Here is a 14,585-nt window from a genome sequence, read left to right as displayed (position 1 = left end):
GTTTATTTTGTTTAAAGCTTAAACACGGAGGCCTTCTCTTTCAAATCCTGCGAAGAGCCTGTCAGTTTCTCTGCCAGCGTGCGCAGCTCATCAGAAATATCATTTTGCTTAACGGACAGCTCGCTCATATGCTCCATTTTGCCATTAACATCGGTAGACGTGTTAAGAAGCTTATCCACTGCTGAAACAATATGGGTCATACCGCTCGTAATTTCGCTGATGGCCGTGGAAATTTCGCTCATTTGATCGGAAAGCACGCTGCTCTGCGACTCCAATGCCTGGAAAGTGCCGCTAGCCGTCTCCGATGCTTGACGGGTCGAGTGAATGACATTCGCGAAGCTTCCGATCGTGCGGCTGCTGGCAGCTACATCATTTTGGATCAAAGACAATTCCTTCGTGATCTGCTTGGAGATGGAATCCGTTTGACTGGACAGCTTCCTGATTTCCTCCGCCACGACCGCAAAGCCGCGTCCATGTTCCCCTGCCCTTGCCGATTCAATGGAGGCGTTCAGTGACAGCAGGTTCGTCTGCGTGTTTAAGTCCTGAATGCCATTCAAAAATTTCGATACGTTGTTATAACGGTCATTCATCGTTTCGAAAGCTTCCGACAGCTTCGCGAACTGCTCTACGGTCTCGTTTACCATCGTAACAACGCCAGCCATTTGCTGCGACCCGCTTTGCGAGGATTGCTTCATCTGGCGCATATCATTGTTTATGTATTCGCTTGAAGCGGCAATTTCCTGAGAGCTTGCAGATATTTGTTCGGTTACCGCCGAAATGGATGACGCATCGTCATATTGGGAGAGCAATGCCTCTCTGCCAAGATCCACTTGGCCCTTCACGTCTTCGGAAGCCTTACGGTTGCTGCCGATCATCGTATCCATATTCCGCGAAACATCCAGCACCGACTCGCTTACCTGGAGCGTCGCTCTAATCGTATCGCGTAAATTATCGCCCATATCGGCTAAGGATTGATCGATTTCTCCGAATTCGTCGGCGCGCACGAGCTTCTCTTGACTTGTAAAATCATTGCTGCCGTATGCCCGAATACGGCGAGTAATGCCCGCAAGACCCGTTTTGATCGATTGCGTAACGCCAAAAATCATGATCGCAGGCAGCACGGCAAGCAATATCACATTGATGAGCACAATGATGTTTGCGCGGGATACATCATCATTCAAACGGTTTTGAGTGATGTCCGCATCATGGGTTAAGCGCTCATGCATGGTGTCGTTCGAGTAGTTCAGAACGACTGTATATACGCTGATTAAACTACTAATTCGCAGCGATTTTTCCTCAGCCGTTAATCCGGTGGTATCGGTATTCGTATCCTTTAAATTGTCTAGGGCGAGACGAAGTACGCCGACTTGATTGGCATATAGGGGACCGTCTTCATCAGCCGGAGGGTATTGCTTATCCATCTCGATAAGCTGTTTTTCCAGCTCGTTCATATGGGCAGGCAGATCCTCCAAATCCTTCATGATCGCAGTCGCGTCGCTTTTGCCGTTCTCGATGGCGTCAACCATCAGAAGCATGACCTTCAGCAATTTATTAGAGATGCCTTGATAACTGCGTTCCGCGCGGGATAAATCCTCTGAATCTTGAATTGATCCGGCGACCGAAACATTTTGAACATAAATAAATATGCCGGAACCTACATTAAAGAGAGTAATGATTGCCGTAATTAACAATAACCTGGCCGTTATTTTTCTCATGCTCAATTTCTTTGACAGCTTGCCCAGCCTGCCCGCTCTCTCCAACCATACCTTTAAATCCATCCAGCTTTCTCTCTCCTCGGTCTCTCTAAAAAAGCAAAAAAGCTACCCAGCCACAGGAGGCGGATAGCTTACTTCGCTCTATATCCTTCCGGCGGTCTGGCAGCCATAGCGAATGCACCTTAGGCCCATAACTTTGCGTCCTTGCCTTTCGGCAAGTTTGCCATTTTCAGATTGTCTATGTTTGTATTTACAACATAAACCAGTATAGGACATACCAGACAATCTGTACACCCCTTTAGAACTATTTTATTCGGGACTTAGAAACAAAGTCGCATTGCAATAACGTCTTGACAGCGAATGAAAATAGGACGTTTGTATCGAAATGACCGAAATAAGCAAAATGTTGCGCACGGCCTCCCATTGATTCTCCGTGAGATTCGGCAGCCTGCTCGCAAACTGGTTCGCGGATAAACGAATGGCCTGCTCCGTCAATAAATCCTGATGCGGGTTCTCCTTCAAATGGCCGGATATATCGAGAAGCTGATCGTTATTCGCATCCAGCTCTTCAAACATACTGGTATAGGAGGCATATAATTCTATAGGTCCGACCAAATCATCCGTTTCGTCTTCCGGCTTCTTGAATACGATCTCGAATAGCTTGCGGATTGATTCAAAATCAAGATTAGACTTTAAATCATCTATAATGAACAATAACGCCGCTTGATTCAGAGAATATTTTTTTCCGGCCTTGGGACAATCGAAATAGGGTTTAAAATCTCGCTTTACCCAGTTTTGCATGGATGTAATCGACAGATTGGAATATTCGATCAGTTGGCCGAGCGCAGCAATCTCATGAAGCGAGAAGCCTCTCAGTTCATTGCCTTTTATAAGCTTCTCGATAATCGGAGGCAGCAGCGTAGACAGAAATGCAGGCAATCCCGCGCCCTTCTCCAAATCGTATTGATGCGTTTTGGTCCATGCGGCTTGCAGCACCTGCAGCGGCTTCTGATTATGCTTTCCATCCAAGGAGAGCAGCAAGCAGGCCATCTCTTTTCGAGTAAGCGTAAAGGACTCCATTTCCCTTCCTCCTCGCGCTTTCGGCATACAATATTTTATTACAAGTTCATATGAACTCATCATATGCCGGAGAATGACACTTGTAAAGGCTCGAAAATCAATGAGAATAAGCTTTTCCATCTCGTAAAATCGCTCTAAAAGCGCATAAAAGGCTGTTACCGTTAGATACGGCGTTTGTCATTAGCTGTAATCATTCGTTATAGTAGATCATAAGAATACAAAAATATAAATATAAAAGGGTAGTGAGAAACGAAAATGGGTATAGGATTCAATTTATTCATGATTGCTCTTCTTATTTTATTAACTGCTTTTTTCGTCGCAACGGAGTTCGCCATCATTAGACTTCGCTCCAGTCGGATCGATCAGTTAGTGCTTGAGGGCCGGAAGAACGCGCTTGCCGTTCAACGGGTTACGAGTAATCTGGATGCCTACTTGTCAGCCTGCCAATTAGGTATTACCATAACAGCACTCGGGCTTGGCTGGCTGGGAGAACCGACAGTTGAAAAAATGCTTTTACCCTTGTTTGAGCGTTTGGCAATAAATGATGACATCAGTCATATTCTATCCTTTTTCATCGCATTTATTTCGGTAACATTCCTGCACGTCGTAGTCGGAGAGCTCGCGCCAAAAACTTGGGCTATCCAAAAAGCGGAGTTTATCAGCTTCTTAACCGCAAAACCGATCATTTTGTTCCACAAAATTTTATACCCTTTCATTTGGCTGCTTAACGGCTCGGCTAACGCACTGGTTCGCCTGTTCGGTTTAAAGCCTGCCACGGAGCATGAAGAAGCGCATTCGGAGGAAGAAATTCAAATTATTCTTAACGAAAGCTACCAAAGCGGAAAGATTAACAATACAGAGTATGGCTACGTAAGCCGCATTTTCGCATTCGATGAATTGTTAGCCAAAGAAATTATGGTGCCCCGCACCGATATGATCTGTTTATTCACAAACAAATCGTTAGCCGAAAACATGGAAATCATACGGAAAGAACAATATACGCGTTTCCCGGTTGCGCTTGAGAGCAAGGATAACATCGTGGGCATGATTAACACGAAACAGCTTTTTCTTGAATATGAAACGGACCGTGATTTAGATTTCAAAAAGCTTGTACATCCCGTACTTAGCGTGTCCGAGGTTACGCCGGTCAAAATGCTGCTTAAACGCATGCAGCTCGAACGCGTACACATCGCGATCCTTGTTGATGAATACGGCGGCACATCCGGCCTGATTACGATTGAAGACATTTTGGAAGAAATCGTCGGTGAGATTCGAGATGAATTCGACGCTGACGAACGCAAGGAAATCGAACAGCTGGCAGACAACTGCTACCTGCTCGACGGCAAGGTATCCCTTAGCGAGCTGAGCGACCTTACCGGCATGAACTTCGAGGAAGAAGACGTCGATACGGTTGGCGGCTGGTTGTACAGTCAAGTCCCCGATCCTAAACCAGGCAAAGAGCACTTTTACGAGAATTATAAGTTCATTATCCGTGAAACAAGCAAAAACCGGATTCGCAAGGTCGAAATGCTCATTCAGCAGCTTGAACAGAGCATGGAAGGCGAAACCGCTTAAATTTAAGCACAAAAAGAAGCAGCTCCGCGATGCCGGAGCTGCTTCTTTTTTCAAACATAGCCGCCCATGACAAACCCTATAGAAGGCTAAAAATATTTGAAATGCGTTCCTCCATCCATTCCTCAGCGTGACTCATTGCATCTTCTAGCGTGCATGGACCCGGCACGATCGGGAAGCAAGCCCGCAGCCCAAGTCTCGCGGCGGCAGCACGGTCATCCCCAATCGACCCGCAAACGGCTATAACCGGAATGCCCTGCTCGGCAGCTGAGGCACACACCGCTTCGATTACTTTTCCTGATCCGGTTTGACCGTCGAGCCTGCCCTCTCCCGTCACGATCCAATCCGCATCCCGAATGAACTCATCAAATCGAAGCTGATTCATGACCAAACGGGCGCCCGACTCCATTGCAGCATCAAAAAAGGCGAAAAGCGCTGCCGCGGTTCCTCCTGCGGCACCGCTGCCAGCCAGATTAACAACCTCCAAACCTGTATGACCTTCGATAACATCCGCAAATTGTTTTAAGGCCCCTTCCAGCTGCCGGACTGACTCCGGACTTGCACCCTTCTGCGGTCCATAGATTGCGGATGCGCCCTGCTCGCCGCATAACGGATTGCGTACATCGCAGGCTATGACAAATTGGCTGGCTCGGACCCTCTCATCAAAATTCGCAGCATCGATAGAATGCAGCTTCGACAAATGGATTCCGCCTGGCAGGAGCTCTGCTCCGCTTATATCCAGAAGCTTCATTCCAAGCGCCTGAAGCATGCCGGCTCCGCCGTCATTGGTGGCGCTGCCGCCAAGGCACACGATAAATTTACGGTACCCTGCTTGCAGCGCATGTAGAATCATTTCCCCCGTGCCGAATGTAGAGGTGTATAACGGATTTCTCTCATCCCCTCGCAGCAGGGAAAGGCCAGACGCCTCTGCCAGCTCAATAACAGCTGTAATGCCGTCGCCCATTACTCCGTATCTTGCTTCAATCATTCGTTTTAGCGGATCATGGGCTGCTATGGCGACAAAGAAACCTCCGCTTGCGCGAACTAGGATTTCCATGGTCCCTTCACCGCCGTCGGCCATTGGAAGCCGAACCGTTTCGGCATTCGGATGAACCGAACGTATGCCTTTCTCCATGGCCTTAGCCATTTGAAATGCGTTACCTGAGCCCTTGAAGGAATCAGGCGCTAAGATGATTTTCATCCCATTCACCCTTTTTTATTTTTTCAAAAAAAACACTTGCATTTATATCAAGTTTTATGCAATAATACATCTTGTGTTTAACGAATCACACGTGCCGTTGTAGCTCAACTGGTAGAGCAACTGACTTGTAATCAGTAGGTTGGGGGTTCAAGTCCTCTCGACGGCACCACTTTTTTTACGGGACGTAGCTCAGCTTGGTAGAGCACCTGGTTTGGGACCAGGGGGTCGCATGTTCAAATCGTGTCGTCCCGACCATCCTAATAAATGAACTCATTTGCATACATAGAAGAAAGAAGCTTGATTACTCAAGCTTCTTTTTTTTCATATCTGATCCCCGACTTCTTCAAGCATCGCCGCAAGCTCTTCGAAACCATACTCGTAAGCATAGTCCGCTGCGGTATATCCCGTATCATCCGATTTCAACGGATCGGCACCTGCTTGAAGCAGCAGCTTTACACCTTCCTCATCGCCTTTTGTTGCGGCCGTCATGAGCGGTGTCCAGCCCGTACTGTCCTGCAAATCCGGGTTCGCTCCTTCCTCCAGCAGCAAATTGACCATTTCTATGCTTCCGTTATACAAGGCAATCGTTAATGCCGTTTCTTCATAGCTTTGCTCCGTTAAATCAAGACTGGCTCCTGCTTTTATTAACGACGTACCCATGGCAGCCTCATTCAGCTGAGCCGCCCACATCAAAGCCGTCCATCCTTCTTCGTCCATGGCGTTCGGATTAATCCCGGAGCTCAACAGCGATTCTACGCGCTCCAGATCAGCCTCCGAAGCTGCCGCAAGAAGTTCTTCTTCAGACGGTTTCTCTCCTAGCGAACTCATAAAGCTATCGATCGATTTAGAGAAAATAACGCCGATTGAAATCGAGCCGGCCAAAATGATTACCGCTGCCAGGACGATAATAATCCCGATCCTCGAGGAATGAAAAACAATGCCGGAAGTTTGGCCGGCAAAGGTCTGAAGCGCATGAATGCGCTTCGGCAAAGGCGGATGCGTCGATAGCTTTTCGGCTAACCAAACGAACAATCCTTTCTCATAGCTGCTTTGCAATAAATACTCTTCGCGATCGACCCGCTTGTACAGCGTTTTTCCAATGGCTAAAATCGTAAGTCCGTTCATCGCGGCTTCCGCGTCTTGGGTAAAATAAGCCGCCATGCGGTCGCATGTGTATTCGCATGCTCTGGAATAAGCCTCCCCGAGAAAAGGAAGCCACATAGCCGGGATAATAAACAGCTGCTTCGTCAAATGATTGCGTTTGATATGCGCGAGCTCATGCGATATTACGAAAGCAATCTCTTTCTCGCCGCCCAATTGAATCAGCTCAAACAAGTCAGAGTACAGCACGACCATATTCCGGCCAAAAAAACGTGATGCGAATGCATTCAATATCCCGCTCGATTCCATCACGTATAGATCCGGAACAACCGGAAAGCCCATCTTTGCACATTGCTCTTGCGCGATTGCGAACACTTCCGGAAATTGACGCGGCGTGATTCGCACGCCGTTGATTCGAATGTTTGCCATCATGATCGCCTGGGCAAACAGCGGCAATAAAATAAGTACGGGAATGAGGAACATAAAAATAATCGAAAAGAACAATCCCAAATAAACAATGATGCTGAAAATAAGCGACAGCGTGTAATAACGGCCTTCTTTCTTATGTACGAGCGAGGATCCATAATCATTTTCGTTCAACAATAGGCATCTCCTTCAAAAATAATACCCACATTATACACGAATTCCCATCCTAATTGTACGGAGAGCAAAATGAAATACAAAAAAACTTTTCAACCATTCGGTCAAAAAGTCTTAAGACTCATTGCTATATTTGAATTCTCGATCATCCGGCATTTATTGATCCGATTCATCCCACTTTTTGGAATAGGCTTTTTTCGTAATCCACAACGTCATCCATGTGAGCAATACAACGATAATACCTGAAAATATCCAAACGCCAACAGGAACATTCATTTTTGTTTACCCCCTTATCTTTCCCTTTTAGTTTACACGATCCGATTCGATAGTTTTCACCGAAACCGTTAACAAAATCGTAACTTTTTATTGTACTGCTGACCCAAGACTACATATCAAAAAAGAGACAGCTTAACGCAGCTGTCTCTTTCTCTCTAGGATAACATATCCTTACCCTTTGCAATGAACGATGATATCGATCGGGTAACGCCCTGCATTTCGTCCATAAAGCGCCAAGCCGCCATGCTCGGCAGCAAGTTGAAGCTTGAAGCTTCGGCTTGCGTTCAGCTTCGATGTCAGCGTGCTTGGCAGAAGAACCTTGCAAAGGTAGCCGTAGGAGCCTGCTTCCTCCAGCTTGTTGCTTACCGCTTGATAATGCCATGACAACACGCCTCGGCTGTCGGCAGGATTGTCGCTGAGAATGATCGTCTCAACCGGCTCGCCGTCTATGAGAACATTCAGTTTTCCTTCATGGCGCTTTGAATCCGTCATATAGTAGGTATTCATGTTATACTCCGGTTCATCCAATGCGCCATGCATAAAGGAAATATCCGGTTTTTTCTGAATGCCGCCCTCCAAATTACGCTTCAGCAGACGCTTAGAGCTTGCTTCAAAGATAAGCTCGATGTCATAGATTGCTGCTTGCTCAGCGGCAGTCGGGAGCTGGACATCATAGGTGAAATGACCCGTCTCTCCGCCATTCGCTTTTTGCTCCTGCAGCGCATTCCAGCTGTATGCCCATTCGCTTTCAGAGAAGCTTGCAACCGGTACGCTAACGATCTGGCCGTCAGCTTCATATTTGCCGCCAGCTTGACCGCTGCGCACGTCAAACGTTATGAAGTTTCGGGTGAGCGTAACGCCTTGAGGCGTCAAAAGGCGCACTGCTAGCACCGCTACTGCATCCTGGTTAGGCATCTTCAAGTGAAGTGATGATAAGGAATCTACGCCAAAGCCGTTCCATTCTACGGTTTGATTAGCGGAATCGGCTACAACCCGCGTGCCGAGTTGATCATACCAAAGCTCCCATGCAAGCTGAAGCGATTGACCGTGGTAACGATCATCAAAGCTTGAACGAAGAAGATCAATTGTTACATTAGCGCCCGTATTCAGCGTCTGGCACGGAGGAGCGTCTATAACGATAAAATCAGGCGAATGTAAATCCGCCACTGTCATGCCGGGTACAAACCATTCATAGCCAAAATGCTTATCCGTGCCGTCCAGACGGTAATATCCGTTATATTCGTTTACGACATCGCGGAATTCGGTAAATACGAAACCGCACATTTTATCATGACGGCGGAATTCGTTCATCATATAGCGGTAATGCCAAGCCAAGTCGCTTTCGCCTGCCCCGCCATCAATCCCCCATACGTTGCCGCATTCACTGTTCATTAACGGTGCATCCGATTGCTCGTTGCCGCCGATATAATTGAAGTTTGAGCCGGGATGCGTCTTTTCCACTACCTCGGTTACATGACTGCGGAGCTCATTATAGCCGTTGATGTAGAAATGCCAGGTGTTGAGATCCGATTCAACATGATCATAATTGCAAGGCGAATTGTCTTCCACTATGCGTGTCGGGTCAACCTCTTTTGCCCAATGATACATGGAGCGAACCCATTCCTGCGTCTGCGGCAAGTAATTATTCGGATGCGTAACGTCGGTCGTGAGCGAAGACGCCGCGCTGTCCGACTTGAGGCCCCAAGTCTCATTGAACATGACCCATGAGAAAATCGACGGGTGATTATAATCCCGGTCAATGACTTCCCGAGCTTCGTTTTCATAGGATTGTCTTGCTTGTTCATCCGGGTCTCCCCAGAAACAAGGCATGTCTTCCATGACCAAAATTCCCAGCTTATCCGCCCAGTAAAGCTTTCGCGGTTCTTCAGGCTTGATATGGATACGAACAAAATTTAAGCCAAGTCGCTTCATAAGGTAGATTTCATCCTGCATCTCTTGATCAGACGGATAAGTAAAAAATCCGGTCGGGTGGAACGATTGATCCAGTGTTCCGTTTAAGTAAACAGGCTTGCCATTCAGCGTAATCCAGCGGTAGCTGCGATCACCAACGATTGCCGTCGAGATTTCGCGAACGCCAAAATAGGTGCTGATGGAATCACATTGCCCATTGCTGGTCAAAAGAACCTCGCCTTCATATAAATACGGCGATTCCGGACTCCAAAGCTTAGGCTCGGCAATAACGAAAGCTGCTTGAATGACATTGCTTCCTTCTGTCAGCTCCGTTTCCGCTTTATGCGTAACGGCTCCTTCTGCGAAAATAAAGGAAAGCTCTGCCTTTCCTGCTTTCTGCGCGATAACCGTCGTTGTGACCTGGATCACGCCGTCGATGCTTGTGGTGAACTTCGAATCGCGCACATAGTTTTGCGGACGGGCTTCCAGCCACACAGGCTGCCAAATCCCGCGGATTTCCCCATAGCCCTGCTTTCCGCGGGCTTGATAATTATGGTCAAAATCTTCAACTCGAACCGTAATCGAATTGCTGCCGGCCAACGACCAGACATCGGTTATATCAAATTCAAAAGAACCGTAACCACCCGAATGCCTGCCGACGGACACGCCATTCACCCAAATGTCTGATTTGTAGTCAACCGCGCCGAAACGAAGAAATACTCTGGAATCCGAAGTGCCAGGCGTCCATTCCACCTCTTTGTTGTACCAGGCAATCCCTTTCTCATTGCTGCCAATCCCGGACAACGGGCTTGACCATGAGAAAGGAACCGTAATCTCGGATGTAAGCGGCTGTCCTTTGGAGGTATGCCAATCGGCAGCCAGCCCTTGATCTCCATGATCAAACGCAAAGGACCATGCTCCGTTTAAATTCAACCAATCCGCGCGCTGCCAATCGGGGCGTGGATATTCGGAACGGGGAATGCTAGCTTGTGAAGCCTGTACTGTATTGGTAACCATTTTCATCACGCAACCTCTCATTTTCGTTTCGTGTTTCGCATTTTAAATTAATTTGAAAGTTAATAATAAACTATAAAAACAACTATTTCGTAACAAGAATACGCCTATATTAACTATTTTGTCAACCTTTTCGTCAAAATTAATGTTTTACCACGCAACAAATTAACTCAAAAGTTAATCTTACGATTAATTTGAAAACATTCTATCGAAACAAAATAATCGAGGCTTTATTTCTGCAATGGCCGGATTTTGGATTGCATTCGGGTTCTAGTATAATAATCCAATAGAACTGATCGAAATAAAGGAGCTGTATCATGTCCCACCGGAAATGGAATATCGCCATCGCGATCCTTTTTCTTGTTTTTGCAGGCTTGCTTGGCAGCTTTTACCTCTCCACGCTGCGCATCAGGCAGCTCATTGAACCCATCCTCTCCGATGATCCCGCCCGAGCGGATCAGCGTCATGTCGTATTAATATCGCAGGAGCTGGACAATCCTTACTGGCGTTCGATTGAGCAAGGCGCGACAGAAGCATCCGCTAAGTATGGCATGCAGCTTGAATATGAGGGGCCGATTCGCATCGATCCAAAAGAGCAATTAAAGCTGCTTGAAAAAGCGATCTCTGCCAAAGCGGACGCGGTATTGGTACAAGGTATGAATGATCCGCAATCTGTGGCTGTCATAGATCAAGCGGTAAGCCAAGGGATTCCCGTCATCACGGTCGATACGGATGAGCCGACTAGCAGGCGACTGGCTTACGTCGGCACGAATAATTTGGATGCAGGAAAAATGATGGGCGAGCTGGTGGCCAAGGCGGCTGGTAATCGTGGAAGTGTTGCTGTTATGCTCGGAAACGAGCTGGCGCCGAATCAACTGCTTCGACTGGAGGGCTTCCGTTCGGTGATCGAACGGCTTCCCGGGCTTTCACTTGTTGACGTCCGTTCATCCGATATCTCCCGCCTTCAGGCTACGGGCGAAACAGAGAAGCTGCTGATTCGATATCCAAATTTGGATTTTGTGGTGGGACTTAGCGCATTGGATGGCATCGGCATTGCAGATGCCGTCGAGCGGATGCGGCCAAACGGTCCGCAGATCTTTGCATTTGACGCGCTGCAAGAAACACTTTTGCAAATCGAGAGCGGCAGAATTCATTCGACCATCGTTCAGCAGCCTTATGATATGGGCTATGATGCCATCACGCAGCTGAATGCGTTTTTCCAAGGGAAGGAGCTTCCCGATCAGCATTTTACGGAGATCAAGGTGCTGGATCAGCCTGCTTTAACAAACAAGACGGGAGAAACGAGCTCATGACCATTCGCACCAAACTGCTCTTATTCATCCCTTTACTCGTTCTGCTGGTCAATTCCGTTACCTTCTTTCTATTTCAAAGCGGAAGACTGGTTCAGCAGAGCTATAATCAAATGATGGACCGTTTGCTCTTGTACAATCAATCAATCCAAACGGTAGAGCGTAATCTAGGGGCGCTTCACACCTATTTGCTAAACCCGGACGAGAGCAATCACGAGCTGCTTGTCGGCAGCATGAACAAGCTGAAGGAGCTCCGCATTAAGCTGCAAGCCCATTCCGACGCCTCCCTCCACTCAGCCAAATTAACGACCTATAACCATATGATGGATACGTTTATTGAACAGGAGAAAGCTGCTTTTGAGGCCGTATCCGCCGAGACCTTGTTAACGTCATTATCCTATTATGAAAAAGCTGAGAAAACAGCCGGCTTTATTAGAGAGGATGAGCAGCAGCTTGTCGATCAGGAATTGAGTATATATCAACCGGTTTACAAACAAATTCTAGCAGAAAATAAGACCATGTATCTGCTGGGTGCCGCTGTATTCATCATGAATACCGTCATGAGCATTCTGCTTGCCGTCTGGATTTCAAGGAGCATCACGGTTCCGGTCAGCAGGCTTGTCTCGCGCGTCAAACAAATATCCAAGGGCGAATTGCAGCACAATACGCTTACCTATCCCGCTAAGGATGAGCTTGGACTCCTAGCCGGTGCCTTCGAACAAATGTCCGGTGACCTGCTCGTGATGATGGAGAAGGATAAACAAAGCCTGGAGAAAGACCGCCTTGTCAAAGCTTTGGAGCTTCAAGCGCTGCAAAGCCAGATTAATCCTCACTTTCTCTTCAATACACTGAATGTATTGTCCAAGCTGTCGCTCCTTGAAGGCGCCGAGAAAACAAGCGACCTGATTATTTCGATGTCCAACCTGCTGCGGTACAATTTGCGCAATCTCGCTCATCCTGTCACATTGGAGGACGAGGTCAGGCATGTTAAGGAATACTTCATTATTCAGCAAGCGCGTTTTCGCGACAGGATTACACTTGAAATGGACATCGATCCAACATCACTAAAGCAGCCAATTCCTGCGTTAACGCTGCAGCCTCTAGTAGAAAATGCTTTTTTGCACGGTATTGAACGCATGGAGAAGGATGCTGTTATTCGGCTTGAAATAAAAAATGACGACGAAGGGATATTCATCTCGGTTTCAGACAACGGCCATGGCATGAGCGATGAGGTTCGCCAAGCCTTGCTGCGGCTCGAGGCCGGAATCGAAAACAAACAATCTGCCGGGCTTGGCACAAAAAACGTATTTAGGCGTCTCCAATTATTTTATGGCGTGAGCGGGCTCGTGAATATAGAAAGCAAGCTTGGCGAAGGAACGAAGGTAATCATTCGGATTCCTCCGGGAAAGGAAGTTGAGGATCATCATGTACCGACTGTTAATCGCGGATGACGAAGCGCTTGAACGCGAAGGGTTAGAATGGATTATTGCACGGATGCTGCCAAATACATTTCAAATCATCCATGCCGAAAACGGGCGAACCGCAATTGAACGGGCTGAAGAGCATCGCCCCCATATCGTCTTGATGGACGTAAATATGCCGGGAATTCAAGGCTTAGACGCTATACGGGAAATAAAATCAAACTTGCCGGAAACCAAATTCGTCCTCGTTACCGCCTATGATTATTTTGCTTATGCCAAAGAGGCCCTTTCTCTCGGTGTTAAAGAGTATCTTGTCAAACCGGCCAAGCGCGAGCAAATCGTCCTTACGCTTCAACAGCTTATACAGGAGCTGGAGCAAGAAAAACGGAAGCGGTCAGATGAACTGGAGCTCCGGCATAAGCTGTCACAGTTGATGCCTTTGGCCGAGAACGAGCTCGCGATGATGTTTATGGTCGATACGGTTACTTATACCGATATCATGCAATTATCAGAATGGTTGAGCTTTTCTCTCGAGCAAGGCTGCGCCATCGTCATCGCCTTCCCCGAGCAGGTGCAAACAGAAAATAAGCAAAAAACCTATGATACGATACGAAGTTTTGTGAAAACCCGCGTTGCGAACAGCATCGTCAGCTCGTTGATCGACCGCCATATGGCTATCTTCTTAAACAAAGATTCCTTCCGCACCGATGAGGAATGGAAAGAAGCCGTCAATGCGCTGGGGGAAGAGCTGTGTGCGTTAGCTGCGCGTCAGCTCGAAGTTGATATCTTAATCGGAATCGGCCAGACGCGTTCAAATGCGGATGGACTTCGCAAATCCTATTTCGAAGCGGTGTTTGCATCCAATTATTACAATGAATATGGAAACGTATGCCATTTCGACGAACTAAGGCAAGGAACCGGCCATTCGGTTAGCAGCGGGGAAATGAAGCTTATGCACACGGAAACCGTTCCCGAAGCCTATGTGCTCTCGGCCATGCAGCGCATCCGGGAGCAGCGGGAGCAGCAAACCCAGACGGTTCTTGACCGGGCCAAAATCTACATTCAAGAGCGATTCACGGAAGATCTGTCGCTTGAAGAGGTGGCTGACTCTGTTCATCTGAATCCCCACTACTTCAGTAAGATTTTCAAACAACAGGTTGGGACAACCTTTATTGATTTTGTGACGGCGCTTCGTATCGATAAGGCAAAATCGTTAATGGCAACGGGTTTGCTAAGTCTCAAAGAAGTTTGCTTCGAGGTTGGCTACAATGATCCTAACTACTTTAGCCGCGTTTTCAAGAAAGTGACTGGCGTCACCCCCTCCGACTACCGCGGTCAGACGAAATAATCAAGATTTGTAAAGTCCATGTCGCTTGGCATGGAT

General features: G+C 47.5%; 9 protein-coding genes, 2 tRNA genes and 1 riboswitch. Of the genes, 6 read left to right on the top strand and 5 right to left on the bottom strand.

Annotation, left to right across the window (positions count from 1 at the left end; all coding sequences use genetic code 11):
- Positions 1-11: 11 nt before the first annotated feature.
- A complete protein-coding gene (locus ACN6MW_RS26645) occupies positions 12-1,778 on the bottom strand; it encodes a methyl-accepting chemotaxis protein (RefSeq protein WP_419872848.1) in 1,767 nt (588 codons plus the stop codon).
- An 87-nt stretch (positions 1,779-1,865) separates the two neighbouring features.
- Positions 1,866-1,950: riboswitch (cyclic di-GMP riboswitch) on the bottom strand.
- Positions 1,951-2,024: 74 nt separating this feature from the next.
- Positions 2,025-2,795 (bottom strand): DUF1836 domain-containing protein, encoded by a 771-nt coding sequence (locus ACN6MW_RS26640; protein WP_364141255.1) that lies wholly within the window; start codon positions 2,793-2,795, stop codon positions 2,025-2,027.
- Positions 2,796-3,050: 255 nt separating this feature from the next.
- Here ACN6MW_RS26640 and ACN6MW_RS26635 point away from each other — a divergent pair, with 255 nt between their 5' ends.
- Positions 3,051-4,370, top strand: coding sequence for a hemolysin family protein (locus ACN6MW_RS26635; RefSeq protein WP_364141258.1), 1,320 nt, complete (start codon positions 3,051-3,053; stop codon positions 4,368-4,370).
- A gap of 76 nt (positions 4,371-4,446) precedes the next feature.
- On the opposite strand, the gene ACN6MW_RS26630 is transcribed toward ACN6MW_RS26635, so the two are convergent.
- The gene (locus tag ACN6MW_RS26630; RefSeq protein ID WP_419872847.1) at positions 4,447-5,568 is read right to left on the bottom strand and encodes a glycerate kinase; all 1,122 of its coding nucleotides are present in this window, start codon (positions 5,566-5,568) and stop codon (positions 4,447-4,449) included.
- 93 nt (positions 5,569-5,661) lie between these two features.
- Here ACN6MW_RS26630 and ACN6MW_RS26625 point away from each other — a divergent pair.
- Positions 5,662-5,737 (top strand) — tRNA-Thr (locus tag ACN6MW_RS26625).
- Positions 5,738-5,746: 9 nt separating this feature from the next.
- Positions 5,747-5,823 (top strand) — tRNA-Pro (locus ACN6MW_RS26620).
- Positions 5,824-5,889: 66 nt separating this feature from the next.
- Here the strand turns inward: ACN6MW_RS26620 and ACN6MW_RS26615 are convergent.
- Together ACN6MW_RS26615 and ACN6MW_RS26610 are read right to left on the bottom strand one after the other, a co-directional pair.
- A complete protein-coding gene (locus tag ACN6MW_RS26615) occupies positions 5,890-7,269 on the bottom strand; it encodes a M48 family metallopeptidase (RefSeq protein ID WP_419872846.1) in 1,380 nt (459 codons plus the stop codon).
- A gap of 447 nt (positions 7,270-7,716) precedes the next feature.
- The gene (locus tag ACN6MW_RS26610) at positions 7,717-10,479 is read right to left on the bottom strand and encodes a glycoside hydrolase family 2 protein (RefSeq protein WP_419872845.1); all 2,763 of its coding nucleotides are present in this window, start codon (positions 10,477-10,479) and stop codon (positions 7,717-7,719) included.
- Positions 10,480-10,787: 308 nt separating this feature from the next.
- Here ACN6MW_RS26610 and ACN6MW_RS26605 point away from each other — a divergent pair, with 308 nt between their 5' ends.
- Genes ACN6MW_RS26605 through ACN6MW_RS26595 form a run of 3 tightly spaced genes read left to right on the top strand, consistent with a single transcriptional unit; the run spans position 10,788 to position 14,549 of the window.
- On the top strand, positions 10,788-11,783 hold the full coding sequence (locus ACN6MW_RS26605) for a substrate-binding domain-containing protein (RefSeq protein WP_419872844.1): 996 nt from the start codon (positions 10,788-10,790) through the stop codon (positions 11,781-11,783).
- Positions 11,780-13,231 carry a sensor histidine kinase gene (locus tag ACN6MW_RS26600; RefSeq protein ID WP_419872843.1) on the top strand — a complete coding sequence of 484 codons (1,452 nt, stop codon included), beginning with the start codon at positions 11,780-11,782 and terminating at the stop codon, positions 13,229-13,231. Before ACN6MW_RS26605 ends, ACN6MW_RS26600 begins: the two co-directional genes overlap by 4 nt.
- Positions 13,206-14,549 carry an AraC family transcriptional regulator gene (locus tag ACN6MW_RS26595; RefSeq protein WP_419872842.1) on the top strand — a complete coding sequence of 448 codons (1,344 nt, stop codon included), beginning with the start codon at positions 13,206-13,208 and terminating at the stop codon, positions 14,547-14,549. Before ACN6MW_RS26600 ends, ACN6MW_RS26595 begins: the two co-directional genes overlap by 26 nt.
- The last annotated feature ends 36 nt before the right edge of the window (positions 14,550-14,585 follow it).

The sequence above is a fragment of the Pristimantibacillus sp. PTI5 genome, from assembly GCF_048572955.1.
GTDB lineage: Bacteria > Bacillota > Bacilli > Paenibacillales > Paenibacillaceae > Pristimantibacillus.
This window is presented reverse-complemented; position numbering and strand designations above follow the sequence as displayed.

What these genes read in the sequence shown, in the direction of transcription:
- ACN6MW_RS26645 (WP_419872848.1), bottom strand. Translation starts at nt 1,778, where the DNA reads ATGGATTTAAAGGTATGGTTGGAGAGAGCGGGCAGGCTGGGCAAGCTG.
- ACN6MW_RS26640 (WP_364141255.1), bottom strand. Translation starts at nt 2,795, where the DNA reads ATGGAGTCCTTTACGCTTACTCGAAAAGAGATGGCCTGCTTGCTGCTC.
- ACN6MW_RS26635 (WP_364141258.1), top strand. Translation starts at nt 3,051, where the DNA reads ATGGGTATAGGATTCAATTTATTCATGATTGCTCTTCTTATTTTATTA.
- ACN6MW_RS26630 (WP_419872847.1), bottom strand. Translation starts at nt 5,568, where the DNA reads ATGAAAATCATCTTAGCGCCTGATTCCTTCAAGGGCTCAGGTAACGCA.
- ACN6MW_RS26610 (WP_419872845.1), bottom strand. Translation starts at nt 10,479, where the DNA reads ATGAAAATGGTTACCAATACAGTACAGGCTTCACAAGCTAGCATTCCC.
- ACN6MW_RS26605 (WP_419872844.1), top strand. Translation starts at nt 10,788, where the DNA reads ATGTCCCACCGGAAATGGAATATCGCCATCGCGATCCTTTTTCTTGTT.
- ACN6MW_RS26600 (WP_419872843.1), top strand. Translation starts at nt 11,780, where the DNA reads ATGACCATTCGCACCAAACTGCTCTTATTCATCCCTTTACTCGTTCTG.
- ACN6MW_RS26595 (WP_419872842.1), top strand. Translation starts at nt 13,206, where the DNA reads ATGTACCGACTGTTAATCGCGGATGACGAAGCGCTTGAACGCGAAGGG.